Origin of the sequence: Peptoniphilus mikwangii, assembly GCF_000468535.1 — a bacterium.
Classification (GTDB): Bacteria; Bacillota; Clostridia; order Tissierellales; family Peptoniphilaceae; genus Anaerosphaera; species Anaerosphaera mikwangii.
This window is the reverse complement of sequence record NZ_AUQY01000005.1, coordinates 245,193-262,259: the sequence shown is the minus strand read 5'-3', so window position 1 is coordinate 262,259 and position 17,067 is coordinate 245,193. Positions and strand designations below refer to the sequence as shown.

Here is a 17,067-nt window from a genome sequence, read left to right as displayed (position 1 = left end):
TGATAATATTAACAAATTAAGGTGAAATAATTCATGGATTTGTTTTTATTCTATATGAAAACGAAATCATAAATTATAATTCATTCTTAAGCTTGTAAGTTATATTCTAAAGGAGGCAATATTAATGAAGAAGAGAAGAGTTTTAGCATTAATTTTTAGTTTAATTATGCTAATGGGTGTTTTAACAGCATGTGGTAACAAAGGTGGAAATAATAAGGCTGGAGAAAATACAGCAAAAGAAGATTCAGGAGATAACACATTTTTATCTATAGCAACAGGCGGAACTGGTGGTACATATTATCCACTTGGCGGAGCTTTAGCTACAATCATCAACAATGCAAATATTGGATTACAAGCTAATGCTCAAGCTACAGGAGCATCTGTAGAAAACATTAAGCTTATCCATAACGGAGATGCTGAAATAGCTTTCATTCAAAATGATACTTCTTACTATGCAGTAAATGGTATTGAATTATTTGCAGAAGATACTGAAAAATATGATGATTTGAGAGCACTTGCTTGTTTATATCCTGAAGTTGTTCAAATCGTAGCATCAGATAGTTCAGGAATCCAAACAATTGATGATTTAAAGGGAAAGAAAGTTGCTGTAGGAGCTCCGGGATCAGGAGTTGAAGTTAATGCAAGACAAGTTCTTGAAGCACACGGAATTTCTTATGATGATTTAGCTAAAGTTGATTATTTATCATTTGCTGAAGCTACAGATCAAATTAAAAACGGACAAATAGATGCTACATTTATAGTTGCAGCTATTCCATCTTCATCAGTAACTGAACTTGCTACTACTCATGATGTACACTTAGTACCAATTGCAGAAGAAGTTGCAAATAAACTTATTGAAAAATATCCTTACTACACTTACAAAGAAGTTGACGCTACTGAATACAGAAACCAAGGAGATAAAGTTCCTTCTGTAGTAGTTCAAGCTATGTTAGTTGTAAATCAATCAATGTCAGAAGAAAATGCTTATAATATTACAAAAGCAATGTTTGAAAATCTTGATGTACTTGGCGAATCTCATGCAAGAGGAAAAGACGTATCTTTAGAAACTGCTCTTGACGGTATGTCAATAGAAGTTCACCCAGGTGCTCAAAAGTACTATGATGAACAAAAATAATTTTTGAGGATCAAGATTATGAAATTTAAGAATATGGCGGGTAGGAAATCTACCCCCATATTATACTTTTTAGCAATAATTTTATTTATTTCGTTTTTTATAATAAAAGTAGATATTTTATTAATTAGTTCAAAACTCACCGGAGATATTCGTGCTGTTAGAAAGATTGACAAGGATTCTTACATTGGAATATTATATACTCATTCAGTTCAAAAGTCTGAAACATCTGAATGGTATCGAGTAGGTGACGATGAACTTATTTTAATGGAAGAAAGATATAAAGATCAAGGCGCAGGATTACCTGTAGATTATTTATATAAGTTTGAATATTATAATGGCGGTTTTAGATTATATGATATAAATAAGCCTTTTAAGGAGTTTGTTTATAGAACAGGAGCTGCTATTGCAAATCATAGACTTAATATAGATGGCAAAGAAGAAGAATTTATAAAATTTTCAAGTCCTGGAGAAGCTCTTAAGTTTGAAGTTACTAAAGTTTCTCTTGGCAAATATTTAATATGGAGGTTAACTCATGGTTGATAAAAAAATAGATGAAAATCTAAACGATGATGAAGTTGTTAAAGAAGCTTTAAATGTAGAAACAGCCGATGAACAATTAGATGTAGATGATCTTCTTGCAACTTATGATAAAGAAACTTCTGCTATGAGAGTCTTAAGTGGAAATGTTGCTACATTAATTGCAATTATAGCAATTTTGATGAGTGCATTCCATTTATTCACAGCTGCACATGGTACTTTACTTGCAATGAAGCAAAGATCTTTACATATGATTTTTGCATTTACATTAGGTTTTGCACTTTATCCGGGTTCAAGTAAATCTGATAAAAAGAAGATAGGAATATTAGACTGGGCATTAATTATACTTTCTATAGTTGTTTGGAGTTATGTATTTTTTAATGTAGAAAACATAGCACTAAAGGGCGGTAAGATGACTCAAATAGATATGATATTTGGAGTATTAGCAGTTTTAATTACTCTTGAAGTAACAAGAAGAGTTGTTGGGCCGGAACTTCCGATTGTAACGATAATATTTTTATTATATGCTTATTTTGGAAGAAGTATGCCGGGCATGCTTGCGCATAGAGGATTTAGTATACAAAGAATAGTAGGTCATATGTATCTTACAACTGAAGGTATAATGGGGACTCCTCTTGGTGTTTCATCTACATTTGTATTTATGTTTATATTATTCGGTTCATTCCTTGATAAAACCGGTGTTGGTAAGTTCTTCATAGATTTTGCCTATTCTTTAACCGGTTCTACAAGATCAGGTCCTGCTATGACATCTGTACTTTCTTCAGGACTTATGGGATCAATATCAGGTTCATCTGTTGCAAATACAGTTACAACAGGTGCATTTACAATTCCTTTAATGAAAAAAGTAGGATATAAGCCATATTATGCAGGAGCTGTAGAAGCGACATCTTCAACCGGAGGACAAATAATGCCTCCTGTAATGGGTGCGGCTGCATTTATCATGGCAGATTTTACAGGATTTAAATATATTGAAATAGTTAAAGCTGCAATAATACCTGCGATATTATATTATATTGCAGTAGGAACAATGGTTCACCTTGAAGCTTGTAAACTTGGATTAAAGGGACTTCCAAAAGATCAACTTCCAAAACTTTCAAAAATATTTAAAGAGCAAGGATATCTTGTAGTTCCGTTAATTGTAATAATTACTATGTTAATTAAACAATTCACTCCTATGTATTCAGCACTTGGCGGTATAATCACAGCTACAGTTGTTGCGGGTGGAGTATCTCTTCTTAAGAAAGACGGTTCTTTCACTTACAAATCAGTACTTGGAGCAATGGAATCAGGTGCAAAAGCAGCACTTGGAGTTGCATGTGCGTGTGCATGTGCAGGTATGATTGTAGGGGTTGTAACTCTTACAGGATTTGGCTTAAGAATTGCAGAATTAATAGTTAAAATAGCAAACGGAAATCTTATAGCTACATTGGTTTTAACAATGGTTTCTTCTATAATTTTAGGAATGGGACTTCCTACAACAGCAAAGTATATAGTACTTGCAACAATGGCAGTTCCGGCTATAACAAAGCTTGGAGTAAATCTGATGTCAGCTCATTTATTTATATTGTATTTTGGAGTAGTTGCAGACGTAACTCCTCCGGTAGCACTTGCAGCATATGCAGGAGCAGGTATTGCGGGAGCTAACTCAATGAAGACCGGTGTTCAGGCGTTTAAACTTGCTATAGGAGCATTTATAATACCATATATATTTGCAATGAATTCACACTTAATAATGATAGATACAGTAGTTGATAAGACTATAAATTGGCTGCCTGTTACAAGTGCATTGCCTACAATTGTTTCATCGTTGATAGGTACAGTTTGTCTTGCGGGATCAATAGAAGGATATTTATTCGGTAAAGCTCAGGCATGGCAAAGAATTCTGTTATTAGTGGCGGCATTAGCACTTCTTGCTCCGGGAACTTTAACTGACTTAGCCGGACTTGGTGTGTTGGCATTTATATTTATAACTCAAAAACTTAGATTTAAAAATAATAAAGCAAATGCATAATTTTAAATGACAAAAAAGTGTGTAATGAATTTATATTCTTACACACTTTTTTTAATGCTTAAATTAATTAAAAATAACCAAGTTTTTTTGATAATTTATCAGCAGATTTTTTTATTTCTTTAACGAGTTTTTCTTGGTGCTGACCTGCTCGATATAGCGGAGCGGCGATTCCTATAGATGCTACAAAATCCCCTTTGTAATTAAATATCGGAGCACCAATCCCCATAGTATTATTTATATATTCTGATATTGAAATAGAAACGCCATTTTCTTTAATATCTTCAAGATCTTTAAGAAGTTTTTCGGAATTTAATTTATCTTCTCCTAAATATGGTTCAAGCTCTCTGGAAATATATTCTCTTATAAATTCCTCTGATTGATATGCGAGAATTACTTTTCTGACAGCACCCTTATGTAAAGCTATTTCCCTTCCAAAATTTTCTACAACTTTAAGAGAATGTAATCCTTCAGCTTTTCCGATTATTACTCCACTATTTCCCGATTTTATTACTAGAAAAGAATCTTCCTCTGTTTGAGCGGATAATTCTTTTAAAATAGGCATGGCCTCATTCTGTAAACTTATATTATTTGTTGCTGCCATTCCAAGAGATATTAGCCCCGGGCCTAATTTATATAAATGAGTTCTATCGTCTTTAGATACAAATTCACATTTTATTAAAGTATTTAAAATTCTGTGAGTTGTACTTGGGGGCATATTTATAGCTTCTGAAATTTCAGCTATTGTATAATCTTTATTTTGAATTTTCATAAATTCTAAAATATTAGCTGCTTTCATTAAACTCTGAATCATAAAATACATCTCCTTTTCATAATATAATATTATACCACAAAGCGGAAATGAATTCATATATCGATATAAAAATATAGTTTGTATAGAACTATAAAAAAATGGGTAATTATGATAAAATAAATATATTGGGAGTTGGTTAAAATTAACAAATCAAAAAATAATATATATATTTTAATAATTAAATCAATTTTAATAACACTTGGAGGACTGGCATTTCCGTTATTATATATTTTTTTACCTGCAATTTTTTTGACAGAAGCAATTACAGAGGGAATTATAAAAATAATGGGAATATTTATTGGGCTTTGTATATTAGTGAGCATATTAATATCTCCTATTGCCGGGATATTAGTATTAAATTTGTTTGGTCCTATAGTTTTAGTTTATCATTATATGATTTCAAATAAGTATGAGGTAAATACAACGATTATAGTAGCGGCAGGTACATTCTTTTTATCTATGATTATGAGTTTTTACTTTTTAGGAATAACACCGGAACTTTTAAAATCACAAGATGTAATTTCTAAAGTAATTGAATTACAAAGAGAAATTTTCAATTCAGAACAACTTTCTGAATTTTCAAAAGCATTTAATGAGTCGGAAATATTAAGTTACTATAATAGATCTCTTCAAATAATGCCGGCTATGATGGTTTGTGTATCTCTAATTATTTCATATTTAACTTATGTTATTTCCGGACGAACTTTATTAAAAAGAGGAGGTTATATATCTCAACCTTCATCGTTTATATTTTTTAAGGTTCCGAAAGAATTTGTGATAGTTGGAGTTTTTTCGCTGATATTGATTTATTTTATGCAAGATGTTTTTGGTGTAGGATATTTGATATTAATGGAGAATATACTCATAGTTTTTTCTTTAGTGTTATTTTTTGCGGGTCTTAGTTTGCTTCAATTTTTCATGGTAAAAATAAAAGCAAATAAATTTTCAAAAATAATTGTAACAGTTGTTACATTTATGTTTCCGACAGTTCAGATAATACTTGTTGTAATTGGGTTTGTAGATTCGATATTAAATTTTAGAAAATTGCCATAGTGAGGTGAGTATTTTGGAAGATAAATATACTTTAAATAGTTTTAAACCATATTTAATTTTTTCAACTATTGTAGTTTTGATTTTACTATATTTATGGCCGATAGTCGGTGCTGTTGCCATGGTAATTTATGTTTATATTGTGTATTTGAGTGCTAAGATGATTGAGTCAAAAAATCAGACACTAAAAAAATATGTGGAAGACATTAATGTTGATTTTGATACTGTCACTAAACATACTATATTCAGTATGCCGTTTCCTCTCGTAGTAATAGACGATAAGGGAAAAATTAATTGGTATAATTCTCAATTCCTAAATATTTTTTCTCATCAGGATATAATGAATACTGAAATTAGCAGTTTAATTTCTGAAATTAACGTTGAAAGTATTATAGATAAAAATGTAGAAGAAAGTTTTTATGTAACGTTAAATGAAAATAAATATAAGGTATATGAGAAGATAGTTGATGTAAATAAATCTGCATCTGACAGAAAAAAAATGCTTATATTCTACTTTATAGACTCTACGGAATATGCTAAATTAGAGCAAAAGTACATTGATGAAAATGCAATAGTAGCAAAAATAGAAGTTGATAATTTTGATGATGCAATGGATTCTACACCATCAAATAACAGACCTCAATTAATCGCAGAAATAGATTCAACTGTAAGAGATTATTTTAATGATTTTAATGCTCTTGTTAGAAAATTTGATAGTGATATGTATCTTGTTATAATGAGCAATAAGTCGTTAAATCAAATTAAAGAGAAAAGATTTGATTTATTGGATGATTTAAGAGAGCTTGATAAAGGAAATACAATACCGATTACACTTTCTATAGGAGTTTCATCTTTTGGACTTTCATTCAGAGATGCATATGAAGAATCTGATACTTGTTTAGATCTTGCTTTGGGACGTGGAGGAGATCAGGCGGTTGTAAAAGTTGCAGATAATTATGAATTCTTTGGAGGCAAGTCTAAAGCGGTAGAAAAGAGAAACAAAGTTAAGGCAAGAGTTCTCGGTATAGCGTTAAGGCAGCTTATAGATGGAGCTAAAGATGTATTTATAATGGGTCATAAAAATGCTGATATGGATGCAATAGGTTCTGCAATTGGAATTTTAAGAGCAGCGTTAAATCGTGAAAAAGAAGGATATATAGTTCTTAATTCTTCAAATCCGTCAATAGATAATTTGATTTTAAGGATGAAAGAAGAAGAGCCTGATTTATATAATAGAATTGTAAAAGAAGACTTTGCGGCAAATACAATAAATGCAAAATCACTATTGATTTTAGTGGATAATCACAAACCGTCATTTACGGAAGCGCCGGATTTGCTAAAGCTTACACCGCAAGTTGTAATAATAGATCATCATAGAAGGGGAAAAGAGTTCGTAGATAATCCGGTACTGACATATATTGAGCCTTATGCCTCATCTGCATCTGAACTTGTAACAGAAATGCTTACTTATATGAATGATGATTTGAATATTACTCATTTTGAAGCAGATGCACTTATGAGCGGTATAGTTGTCGATACTAAGAACTTCAGTTTTCAAACAGGAGTTAGAACTTTTGAGGCTGCATCTACATTAAAAAGAGCCGGAGCAGATATGTTAAAAGTTAAACAGCTTTTCCAAGATGATTTAGACACAATGCTGAATAGAGCGGAAGTAGTTCATAATACTAAAATAGTATTTGATGAAATTGCAATATCACGACTTGAACGTGAAGCAGAAAATTCAATTTTAATTTCAGCTCAAGCCGCAGATGAATTATTAGAAATAACAGGAATAAGAGCAAGTTTTGTAATGACTATGACAGATACCGGAGTGCATATTTCCGGTAGAAGCAAGGGAAATATTTCAGTTCAATTGATACTTGAAAGAATTGGCGGAGGAGGCCATTTAAACATGGCAGGAGCTCAGCTTGCAGTTAATAGCTTGGATGAAGCGGAGGATATATTATTAAGAGCAATAGAGGAATATATTAATGATAATAGAGGAGATAAGAAATGAAAGTTATATTATTAAAAGATGATAAAAATCTTGGTAAAAAAGGAGATTTAGTAGAAGCTAAAGACGGATACGCAAGAAATTTTTTAATGCCTAAAAAAATTGCAATTGAGGCAACAGAAGCCAACTTAATAAAATGGAAAGAACAAAAAAAACTTGAAGAAGAACAGGAAAAAGAAAATAGAAAAAATTTTAATGAACTTAAGAAAAAAATAGAAAACGGTAAGGTTGTAATATCAGCAAAAGCAGGAGAAGGAGGAAGGCTTTTCGGAGCAATAACATCTAAGGATATAGCGGAAGCTCTAAGTTTACAAATGAAAATTGAAGTAGATAAAAAGAAAGTAGACTTATCTGAAAATATAAAGACTGAAGGTACAAGAAAAGTTTCAATTAAATTATATCAAGATATAATAGCTGATTTAAAAGTAGTAGTGGAAGCAAAATAATGGAAAATGTAAATTTAAAAATACCTCCAAACAATACAGAAGCAGAACAATCTGTACTTGGAGCAATGATGTTATCAAAAGATGCAATTACATCTGCAATAGAAATTTTAAGAAGTGATGATTTTTATTTAGATATTCATGGAGAAATTTACTCTGCAATTCTTTCCATATACAACAGAAATGAGCCTTCAGATTTGATAACAGTAACTGAAGAACTTAAAAAAAGAGCATCTTTAGAGGATATTGGAGGATTGTCATATCTTGCAAATTTGACAAGTTCTGTTACGGCAATTTCAAATGTAGAACAGTACTGCAAAATAATAAAGGAAAAGTCTACATTAAGACGACTTATAACAACATCTGACAAAATAATAGCAAATGCTTATTCGCAAGATGCAGAAGTAGAATCTATAATAGAAAGCGCAGAAAAGGATATATTTAATATAACCCAAGATTCTCACAGAGATGGACTTATTCCCGTTAAAGAAGTTTTACTTGAATCATTTGCCGAACTTGAAAGCAAAGCTCAAAATCCTAATGCTCTAACAGGACTTACAACAGGATTTATAGATCTTGATTATAAAATATCGGGGCTTCAAAAGTCTGATTTAATATTATTGGCAGCAAGACCGTCCATGGGAAAGACTGCATTAATGGTAAATATTGCGACAAATTCAGCAATAAAAGCAAAAGCATCTGTTGCAATGTTTTCACTTGAAATGAGTAAAAATCAGTTAGTACAAAGAATAATTTCTTCGACTTCACATGTTGATTTGCAAAAAGTAATAAGTGGAAATTTAAATGAAGATGAATGGTTAAAAATTATAAATACTATGCCTTTAATTTCTGAAATGAAAATAGAAATAGATGATACCGCGGGAATTTCTCCAATAGAACTTAAAGCAAAGTGCAGAAGGCTTAAAATGGAAAAAGGTCTTGATTTAATAGTGGTTGATTATTTACAGCTAATGCAAATGAATGGACGAGTTGAGTCAAGACAACAAGAAATTTCAGCAATTTCAAGAGCATTAAAAGCTACCGCTAAAGAATTGGAAGTCCCCGTAATAGCGTTATCTCAATTGTCACGTGCACCTGAAACAAGAACTGATCATAGGCCTATACTTTCAGACCTTCGTGAATCAGGAGCGATAGAACAAGATGCGGATATAGTTATGTTTTTATATAGAGATGAGTATTATACGAAGGAAGAATGTGAGAATCCCGATACCGGAGAAGTTATAATCGCAAAGCACAGAAATGGTCCGACCGGGACAGTGGAACTTCTATTTAAAAAGGAATTTACTAAATTCTTAAATAAGGAAAGAGAGAATTAAATATTGGAGGTAAGATGGATTTTTTAAAAGTAATAATTCTTGGAATAATTGAAGGGATAACAGAATTTCTGCCGATATCTTCAACAGGACATCTAATATTGGCAAGTGATTTTATATCTTTAACTCCAAAGGAATTTGAAAATGCATTTGAAGTAATTATTCAACTTGGAGCGATACTTTCAGTTCTTGTAATATATTTTGATACTCTAAATCCATTTTCAAAAAACAAAATGAGTAAACAGTTAGTTGAAAATCAAAGTAGACTTACAATATCTCAAAAATGGTTTTTACGGGATAAGAAGACCATGAGATTAATTGCGAAAATTATAGTCGGATTTTTACCTGCTGCAGTTCTTGGATTTTTATTTGATGATTTAATTGATAAATACTTATTTAATAAGGTTACAGTTTCTTTGGCGCTTGTCTTTTATGGAGCTGTAATTATACTTATGGAGAATAGGGGCAAGAAAATTAAATTTAAATATGAAAAGCTTGATAGTATAACAATTAAAACAGCATTTTTTATAGGAGTATTTCAATGTCTTGCAATGGTACCCGGAACATCCAGGTCGGCAGCTACAATTATTGGCGCTATGATACTTGGATGTTCAAGAACAGCCGCAGCTGAATTTTCATTTTTTTTGGCAATTCCGACAATGCTTGGAGCAACAAGTTTGAAGATATTAAAGATGGGAATAGGATTTAGTTTACATCAATGGATACTGATTTTAGTCGGTGGATTAGTTTCGTTTTTAGTTGCATATGCCGTTATAATAAAATTTATGGGATATATTAAAAAACACGACTTTAAGATATTTGGAATATACAGAATAATACTTGGAGCTGTTGTTTTGATTTCAATGTTAATATTTAAATAAAACTGCCAAATAGTTAGAAAACTGTTTGACAGTTTTTATTTTAGATATTAAAATGTTTGTTACACTTGCTATACATATATTTAATTATTTTTTTTGAATTTATTAAAAATTTATAAATAATTTGTTTGTAAATGGCAAAATTAATTGATTTTGCGTATTTGCTGTGATAGAATTTATATGTTATAGATATAGGAAATTTTATTTTAGGAGGTAGTTTTATGGAAACTTTATTATCTATTATAATAGCACTGTCTGCATTAGTTATGATAGTTATTGTTTCGATAACAGAAAGCGATCAAGCCGGTCTTGGAACATTGAGCGGTGAAGAAACTTCTGCTTGGGGAGAGCATAGAGGATCGAGCAAAAAAGATTTAGAAAACCGCATTATGAAGATTGCTTCAGTTATTTTTGTTGTAGCTTTAATAGCACTTGCGGCAATTTAGGGGAGGAAAAATGGACAATATTTTATTAATAGCTCCTGTTGTAGGAGTATTAGCACTTATTTTTGCTTTATATAAGGCAAACTTTGTAGCAAAACAAGATGTTGGAAACGATAGAATGAAAGAAATTTCTTCATACATTCAAGATGGCGCTATGGCATTTTTGACAAGAGAGTACAAAGCTCTTGTAATTTTTGTTTTAGCTCTTGGAATTATTCTTGCAGTTGGTTTAAAAAGTCCGGCAACAGCAATTTGCTTTGTTGTAGGAGCAGTTTTTTCTGTACTTGCAGGATATGTGGGTATGAAAGTTGCTACAAAGGCAAATGTTAGAACTGCAAATGCAGCTTGGAATGGCGGACTTGGAAAAGCACTTGATGTTGCATTTTCAGGTGGAGCAGTAATGGGAATGTGTGTAGTAGGTCTTGGAATTATTGGTATTTCATTGGCATATTATTTTACAAAAAATACTACAATAGTAACAGGATTTTCTCTTGGAGCTTCATCAATAGCTCTTTTTGCCAGAGTTGGTGGCGGTATTTATACTAAAGCTGCCGATGTTGGAGCTGACCTTGTAGGTAAAGTTGAAGCGGGAATTCCTGAAGATGACCCTAGAAACCCTGCTGTTATTGCAGATAACGTAGGAGATAACGTTGGGGACGTTGCCGGAATGGGAGCAGATTTATTTGAATCTTATGTTGGAGCGTTACTTTCAGTTATAACTCTTGGGGTTGTAGCTTATGAAGAAAGAGGTGTTACTTACGGACTTGCAATTGCAGCAGTTGGTATAGTTGCATCAATTATTGCAGCTTTCTTTGTAAAGGGAGATAAAAACCCTCAAAAAGCTCTTAACAATGGAGAATATGTGTCTGCAGCGGTAACTATTGTTATTGCGGCAGTTTTATCTAGCAGAATTTTTGGAAGCTTTAGACCGTTTATTCCTGTAATAGCAGGTATTGTTGTAGGTCTAATCATTTCTAAATTTACAGAATATTATACAGCGGCTGAATATAAACCGGTACAAAGAATTGCAGCTGAATCAGAAACAGGTGCTTCAACGAATATTATTTCAGGTCTTTCAGTTGGTATGATGTCAACAGTTTGGCCTATAGTAGTAATAGCTATTGGTATTATCGTTGCTTATGTTGGAGCAGGCGGAAATGAAAATGCTATTCACGGATTATTCGGGATATCTCTTGCAGCAGTTGGTATGCTTTCAACAACAGCTATGACTATTGCAGTTGATGCTTATGGTCCAATTGCAGATAACGCAGGGGGAATTGCAGAAATGTGTGAACTTCCTGAAGATGTAAGAGAAATTACAGACTCTCTTGATGCAGTAGGTAATACAACAGCAGCTATTGGTAAGGGATTTGCAATAGGTTCTGCAGCACTTACAGCATTAGCATTGTTTGTATCATATATAAATGCAACAGGACTTGAAGGAATAGACGTATCAAAGCCTGAAGTAATAGCAGGAACATTTATCGGAGGTATGCTTCCATTTGCATTCTCTGCTCTTACAATGAGTGCAGTAGGTAAAGCTGCATCTGCTATGATAGATGAAGTTCGTCGTCAATTCAGAGAAATTCCTGGTATTATGGAAGGAAAAGCAACTCCTGAATATGCTAAATGTGTAGATATTTCTACAGGTGCAGCTCTTAAGGAAATGATTATTCCTGGAATGATAGCAGTAGTAGTTCCTGTATTGATAGGACTTATATTTGGAGCTGAAGCTCTTGGTGGACTTCAAGCAGGTGCTCTTGTAACAGGTGTATTAATGGCTATATTCATGTCAAATGCCGGCGGAGCATGGGATAATGCTAAAAAGTATATTGAAGGTGGAAATCATGGCGGCAAGGGTTCAGAGGCTCATAAGGCAGCTGTTACAGGTGATACTGTAGGAGATCCATTCAAGGATACTTCAGGACCGTCTCTTAACATCTTAGTTAAGCTTATAACAGTAGTATCTCTTGTATTTGCACCAGTATTCTTAGAATTTGGCGGAAAGTTATTCTAAAATAAAATTTTTATCGGGCCTCTTTTCAAGGAGGCCTTTTTTATTTACATATTAATTTAACTAAGGGGGTGTGTTATGAAAAGTAAATTTGTATCAAGTATACTGCTTATATTTTCGGCGGCTATATGGGGATTTGCATTTGTTGCACAATCAACCGGAATGGAACATATAGGCCCATTCACTTTCTCTGCTTTGAGAAGCATCATTGGAAGTATTGCAATGATTTTGACAATTAACATAATTCCAAAAATAGGAATGCTCCAAAAAAAGGAGACTTCTGTTGTTGTAGATAAAGCATTGACAAGAAGGGCAGGAATAATAAACGGAATTATTTTATTTTTTGCGATGAACTCACAGCAGTATGGTTTATTATATACTACTCCGGGAAAAGCGGGTTTCATAACAGCACTTTACATAGTTATAATTCCCATAATGAGAAGTTTTATGGGAGAAAAAGTATCGCTAAAAGTGATTATTTGTGTAATTTTTGCTACACTTGGGATGTATTTACTTTCAGTTAAAGAAAATTTCACTGTAAATTTTGGAGATATTGTAGTGTTTTGTTCTGCAATATTTTATTCCATACATACACTTACACTTGCACATTATTCTCCAAAAGTTGACAGTATAAAATTAAATGCTTTTCAGTTTTTATTAAGTGGAATTCTGAGCCTTATTTGTGCGCTTATTTTTGAAACATTCAGTTTACAAGATATAGTTAATTCTATGGGGTCTATTCTATATGTTGCAATAATGTCAACAGCAATAGCATATAGCTTGCAAATAGTTGCGCTTAAAGTTCTGGAGCCCACAATAGCATCGTTACTTAATAGTTCAGAATCGATATTTGCCGTATTAGGGGGATTTTTGATACTGAATCAACATTTGACTCATAGAGAATTAATGGGATGTCTGATAATGTTTATATCAACTTTGATAGCACAAATACCGATAATGTCATTTAGGAGAAAATATGAGTAAGAAATTTATATCCGGAATAATGCTTTTAACAGCCGCAATTATTTGGGGATTATCTTTTATGGTTATATCAATTGGAATGGATAATCTCGGTACATTTGCATTTGCATCTATTAAATCATTATTAGCGGCGATTTTTTTGTTTGTAATAATAGTGGCAGCACCTAAAATATCTATCATAGAAAAAGATTTTAAAACAGATTTTATGGACAGATCTCTTGCGATTAAAGGTGGAATTTTATGCGGAATAGCCATGTTTTTAGTTACTAATGTTCAACAAATTGGAATAATGGGAACAACTTCAGGTAAAGCGGGATTCATAACAACTCTTTATATAGTGATAATTCCGACAATAAGTTTATTTTTTGGAGAAAAAATAAGTAAAAAAGTTATATTGTGTATAATTTTTGCCATTATAGGTTTTTATTTTATGTCTGTAGATGAGAGTTTTAGTTTTTCTAAAGGAGATATACTTGTCTTTATATCTTCTGTTTTGATGAGTATACACACTATTATGCTTGCAAAATATTCTCCTAAGACGAATATTTTTGAATTGAATTTTTATCAGTTTTTAGTTTGTGGATTGATTTCACTTGCATTTGCACTGATATATGAAACATTTACATTTGAGCAAGTTATTTCAGCTATGCCGGCTTTATTATATATGTCAGCCATTTCAGGTGTGATAGCATTTAGTTTGCAGATATATGCATTTAGGAATCTAAATACAACAATTGCTATGATGATTTGTTCTTTGGAGTCTGTAATAGCTCTTATAGGAGGATATGTATTTTTAAATGAAAGTCTTACAAACAGAGAACTCGCAGGCTGCACAATTGTCTTTATATCAATAGTTATTGCACAAATGCCCGAGAGTACAAAAAATATACAAAAAAGTAATTAAAAATTATATATTTCTTAAAATTTTTCATAATAAGTTTACAATATTGAGGTCTTTTTATGTCATAATATAATTAAGGAAGTGAGAAAATGAGTGAGACTAATTTTTTAAGAAAAATTTTTTCGGCGAGCTTTGCCTCAAAAAAGAATTTAATAATAACTATAGATAGAGAACATGGAAGCGGAGGATTTGAAATTTCAAAAATAATCGGTAAACTGCTTAATATAGAAGTCTATGATGAAGATATAATTGAACTTAAAACGCTTGAGGGGAAAGTAGATCCTGATAATATAAAAAAAGACGACTCATTTTTGCAGGGAACTATTTATGATTTATATAGAGAAAATTATTCATATTCACAAGAAGATATCACTAATATAGATGCGTCATTTCTCGCAAATTCAAAAACTATAAGAGATTTTGCAAAAAAGGGAAGCTGTATAATACTTGGAAAATGTGCCAATTATGTATTAAAAGATAATTATGATATTTTTAGTGTATTTATAACTGCAGATAAGGAATATAGAATAGAAAGAATTATGCAAAAATATAACATAGATAGAGAAAAGGCTATCTATACTATGAATAAAAAAGATACTCGAAGAAAAAATCATTATAATAAGTTTACAAACGGAAGCTGGGGAAATGCTTTTGAATATGATTTGACTATAAACTCTTCAAAATTCAGTAATGAGGATGTAGCAAAGATAATAATTAAGAGTTCGGAATTAAAAAAATAATGCTCATCAGGGCATTATTTTAATTTGTTTAAATTTAAGGTTTCATCAAATTCGATGAATTTTTCTCCGTCACCTATCATAATTGTAGGTATTCCAACTTTTCCTGATGCTTTGATTGCATCAAAGTATGGGTGAAAATCTCTATATTTTAAAAATTTTTTTAGATTTGACATATTTTCAGTAATATCGATTATATCATAATCTAAATCAGAATTTTCAAAAGCTTGTATTGCAGGGGGACAATCCGGGCACTTTCCGGATATGAAAACTGTAATCATAATTACCTCCAAAAATTAATTTTATAATAATATAACACATAAAAAATATATAAGCTATACTTCAAATAGGATAAACAAAGTTTTAAATTATAGCGATTAATGATATAATTTAACATTAGGAGTGAATATGATGAATATGTTTATAATTGGAGCAATACTGGTATGTCTTGTAGCAATGCTTGTATTCAAATCCATATCTATTTTGTTTAAAGTCGTTATTAATATAGTGATAGGAGCTGTAATACTTAATATATTTAATTTAATAGGAGTAAAGTTTGGAATTGATATAGCTGTAAATCCGTTTACTTCATTTTTAACAGGATTTTTCGGAACTCCTGCAGTAGTTATTTTAATTTTAATAAAGATTTTTTTATGAGGTGTTAAATTGAAATATGTTTATAGAACCTTTATAGTAATTTCGATTTTATCCTTGTCAATTCTTGTTGCACTTGTATATAGGATAAAGCCGACACATGAGAATAAAGGTATAAATAAATTAAAAAATGAAACAGTAGAATCTGCATTTGAAGAAGATAAAAAGAAAGATATAAATGTATTTGAAACGGACAAGCCTCTTAGGATATTAGTTCTTGGCGTAGATAAGACGGCAACTGTGAATATGAGTGAAGAGCAAAATGGAATGAGATCGGATACTATAATGCTTTTTACAATAGACCATAAAAATAATAAAGTTCAAATGTTTTCAATTCCGAGAGATTCATATATAAAAATTCATGGATATGCAAAAAATAAGATTAATGCGAGCTTTAATGAATTTGTATATCCGAATGGAGGGCTTGGTCTTACTGTAAGTACAATAGAAGATTTTTTAGATGTCAAGATAGATCATTATGCCATAGTTGATTACAAAGTCGTTTCAGGGATTGTAGATGCGGTCGGAGGAATAGATATAAATTGGGAGCATAAAGATTACTTTTATAGAGATGATTGGGTAGTTCCGCCTCTTGAAATAAATTTAAAACATGGAATTAATCATCTTGACGGAATGGGAGCTGTGTCATATCTTAGAGCAAGAAAAGTGTATAAAGATCAGGATATTGGAAGAATATCTGCACAACAGGGATTTTTAATGTTACTTTTTGATAAGTTGAAATCTCCTGCAACATTTTTTAAACTACCTCAGCTTTTAGATATAGTTGATGAATTTCTTGAAACAGATTTAAACTACGGAGAAATTTCTTTTCTTGCAAAGTATGGGCTGTCTCTTAATAGAGAGGATATTATAGGTGAAAAATTAATAGGGCATGGAGAAAATGTTGAAATAGGAAATGAAATACAAAATGTATATGTTGTAAGCATTGATGAAGCCAGAAAAATAATTAATGAATTTCCTCAAAAATTGATAGAAAAACAAGCTGAAGAACAATTACAAGAAGATGAAATAAATACAGAAAAAGCTGACGGATAGGTCAGCTTTTTTAAATACAGGAGATAAAGAACGGAAAAAGATGTTAT

General features: G+C 31.5%; 17 protein-coding genes. 15 read left to right on the top strand and 2 right to left on the bottom strand.

Annotation, left to right across the window (positions count from 1 at the left end; all coding sequences use genetic code 11):
* Window positions 1-124: 124 nt before the first annotated feature.
* Genes M915_RS06205 through M915_RS06195 form a run of 3 tightly spaced genes read left to right on the top strand, consistent with a single transcriptional unit; the run spans window position 125 to window position 3,704 of the window.
* Entirely contained in the window at window positions 125-1,135 is a 1,011-nt protein-coding gene (locus M915_RS06205) for a TAXI family TRAP transporter solute-binding subunit (RefSeq protein WP_036730414.1), read from the top strand.
* Window positions 1,136-1,153: 18 nt separating this feature from the next.
* Window positions 1,154-1,675: a DUF1850 domain-containing protein gene (locus tag M915_RS06200; protein WP_009221594.1), complete on the top strand. Its 522-nt coding sequence runs from the start codon at window positions 1,154-1,156 to the stop codon at window positions 1,673-1,675.
* Entirely contained in the window at window positions 1,668-3,704 is a 2,037-nt protein-coding gene (locus M915_RS06195) for a TRAP transporter permease (protein ID WP_009221593.1), read from the top strand. Before M915_RS06200 ends, M915_RS06195 begins: the two co-directional genes overlap by 8 nt.
* Window positions 3,705-3,771: 67 nt before the next feature.
* Here the strand turns inward: M915_RS06195 and M915_RS06190 are convergent, their stop codons facing one another.
* Window positions 3,772-4,515 carry an IclR family transcriptional regulator gene (locus M915_RS06190; protein ID WP_036730412.1) on the bottom strand — a complete coding sequence of 248 codons (744 nt, stop codon included), beginning with the start codon at window positions 4,513-4,515 and terminating at the stop codon, window positions 3,772-3,774.
* Between the two features lie 132 nt (window positions 4,516-4,647).
* On the opposite strand from M915_RS06190, the gene M915_RS06185 reads away from it, so the two are divergent.
* The 10 genes from M915_RS06185 (at window position 4,648) to M915_RS06140 (ending at window position 15,313) form a co-directional block, all read left to right on the top strand.
* Window positions 4,648-5,568 (top strand): DUF2232 domain-containing protein, encoded by a 921-nt coding sequence (locus M915_RS06185; protein ID WP_036730410.1) that lies wholly within the window; start codon window positions 4,648-4,650, stop codon window positions 5,566-5,568.
* Between the two features lie 13 nt (window positions 5,569-5,581).
* Window positions 5,582-7,582 (top strand): DHH family phosphoesterase, encoded by a 2,001-nt coding sequence (locus M915_RS06180; protein ID WP_036730408.1) that lies wholly within the window; start codon window positions 5,582-5,584, stop codon window positions 7,580-7,582.
* Entirely contained in the window at window positions 7,579-8,025 is a 447-nt protein-coding gene (gene rplI, locus M915_RS06175; protein WP_009221589.1) for a 50S ribosomal protein L9, read from the top strand. The genes M915_RS06180 and rplI overlap by 4 nt, the downstream gene beginning before the upstream one ends.
* A complete protein-coding gene (gene dnaB / locus M915_RS06170) occupies window positions 8,025-9,359 on the top strand; it encodes a replicative DNA helicase (protein WP_009221588.1) in 1,335 nt (444 codons plus the stop codon). Before rplI ends, dnaB begins: the two co-directional genes overlap by 1 nt.
* 14 nt (window positions 9,360-9,373) lie before the next feature.
* The gene (locus M915_RS06165) at window positions 9,374-10,237 is read left to right on the top strand and encodes an undecaprenyl-diphosphate phosphatase (protein ID WP_009221587.1); all 864 of its coding nucleotides are present in this window, start codon (window positions 9,374-9,376) and stop codon (window positions 10,235-10,237) included.
* 218 nt (window positions 10,238-10,455) lie between these two features.
* On the top strand, window positions 10,456-10,680 hold the full coding sequence (gene secG, locus M915_RS06160) for a preprotein translocase subunit SecG (protein WP_009221586.1): 225 nt from the start codon (window positions 10,456-10,458) through the stop codon (window positions 10,678-10,680).
* A 10-nt stretch (window positions 10,681-10,690) separates the two neighbouring features.
* On the top strand, window positions 10,691-12,694 hold the full coding sequence (locus tag M915_RS06155; RefSeq protein WP_036730405.1) for a sodium-translocating pyrophosphatase: 2,004 nt from the start codon (window positions 10,691-10,693) through the stop codon (window positions 12,692-12,694).
* Window positions 12,695-12,769: 75 nt separating this feature from the next.
* Window positions 12,770-13,675 (top strand): DMT family transporter, encoded by a 906-nt coding sequence (locus M915_RS06150; protein ID WP_036730403.1) that lies wholly within the window; start codon window positions 12,770-12,772, stop codon window positions 13,673-13,675.
* Window positions 13,668-14,576, top strand: a complete 909-nt coding sequence (locus tag M915_RS06145; RefSeq protein WP_036730401.1) for a DMT family transporter — start codon at window positions 13,668-13,670, stop codon at window positions 14,574-14,576. Before M915_RS06150 ends, M915_RS06145 begins: the two co-directional genes overlap by 8 nt.
* A gap of 86 nt (window positions 14,577-14,662) precedes the next feature.
* Entirely contained in the window at window positions 14,663-15,313 is a 651-nt protein-coding gene (locus M915_RS06140; protein WP_051259811.1) for a cytidylate kinase-like family protein, read from the top strand.
* 14 nt (window positions 15,314-15,327) lie between these two features.
* Here M915_RS06140 and M915_RS06135 read toward each other — a convergent pair whose 3' ends face one another.
* Window positions 15,328-15,591 (bottom strand): glutaredoxin domain-containing protein, encoded by a 264-nt coding sequence (locus M915_RS06135; RefSeq protein WP_036730399.1) that lies wholly within the window; start codon window positions 15,589-15,591, stop codon window positions 15,328-15,330.
* 127 nt (window positions 15,592-15,718) lie between these two features.
* Here M915_RS06135 and M915_RS06130 point away from each other — a divergent pair, with 127 nt between their 5' ends.
* Both M915_RS06130 and M915_RS06125 read left to right on the top strand, forming a co-directional pair.
* Entirely contained in the window at window positions 15,719-15,967 is a 249-nt protein-coding gene (locus tag M915_RS06130) for a pro-sigmaK processing inhibitor BofA family protein (protein WP_235043772.1), read from the top strand.
* 9 nt (window positions 15,968-15,976) lie between these two features.
* Window positions 15,977-17,020, top strand: coding sequence for an LCP family protein (locus tag M915_RS06125; RefSeq protein WP_036730395.1), 1,044 nt, complete (start codon window positions 15,977-15,979; stop codon window positions 17,018-17,020).
* Window positions 17,021-17,067: the final 47 nt, after the last annotated feature.

Bases quoted from the DNA above. Each gene is read 5' to 3' on its own strand.
- rplI (WP_009221589.1), top strand. From the start codon at position 7,579: ATGAAAGTTATATTATTAAAAGATGATAAAAATCTTGGTAAAAAAGGA.
- secG (WP_009221586.1), top strand. From the start codon at position 10,456: ATGGAAACTTTATTATCTATTATAATAGCACTGTCTGCATTAGTTATG.
- M915_RS06205 (WP_036730414.1), top strand. From the start codon at position 125: ATGAAGAAGAGAAGAGTTTTAGCATTAATTTTTAGTTTAATTATGCTA.
- M915_RS06200 (WP_009221594.1), top strand. From the start codon at position 1,154: ATGAAATTTAAGAATATGGCGGGTAGGAAATCTACCCCCATATTATAC.
- M915_RS06195 (WP_009221593.1), top strand. From the start codon at position 1,668: ATGGTTGATAAAAAAATAGATGAAAATCTAAACGATGATGAAGTTGTT.
- M915_RS06165 (WP_009221587.1), top strand. From the start codon at position 9,374: ATGGATTTTTTAAAAGTAATAATTCTTGGAATAATTGAAGGGATAACA.
- M915_RS06145 (WP_036730401.1), top strand. From the start codon at position 13,668: ATGAGTAAGAAATTTATATCCGGAATAATGCTTTTAACAGCCGCAATT.
- M915_RS06135 (WP_036730399.1), bottom strand. From the start codon at position 15,591: ATGATTACAGTTTTCATATCCGGAAAGTGCCCGGATTGTCCCCCTGCA.
- dnaB (WP_009221588.1), top strand. From the start codon at position 8,025: ATGGAAAATGTAAATTTAAAAATACCTCCAAACAATACAGAAGCAGAA.
- M915_RS06155 (WP_036730405.1), top strand. From the start codon at position 10,691: ATGGACAATATTTTATTAATAGCTCCTGTTGTAGGAGTATTAGCACTT.
- M915_RS06190 (WP_036730412.1), bottom strand. From the start codon at position 4,515: ATGATTCAGAGTTTAATGAAAGCAGCTAATATTTTAGAATTTATGAAA.
- M915_RS06140 (WP_051259811.1), top strand. From the start codon at position 14,663: ATGAGTGAGACTAATTTTTTAAGAAAAATTTTTTCGGCGAGCTTTGCC.
- M915_RS06130 (WP_235043772.1), top strand. From the start codon at position 15,719: ATGATGAATATGTTTATAATTGGAGCAATACTGGTATGTCTTGTAGCA.
- M915_RS06150 (WP_036730403.1), top strand. From the start codon at position 12,770: ATGAAAAGTAAATTTGTATCAAGTATACTGCTTATATTTTCGGCGGCT.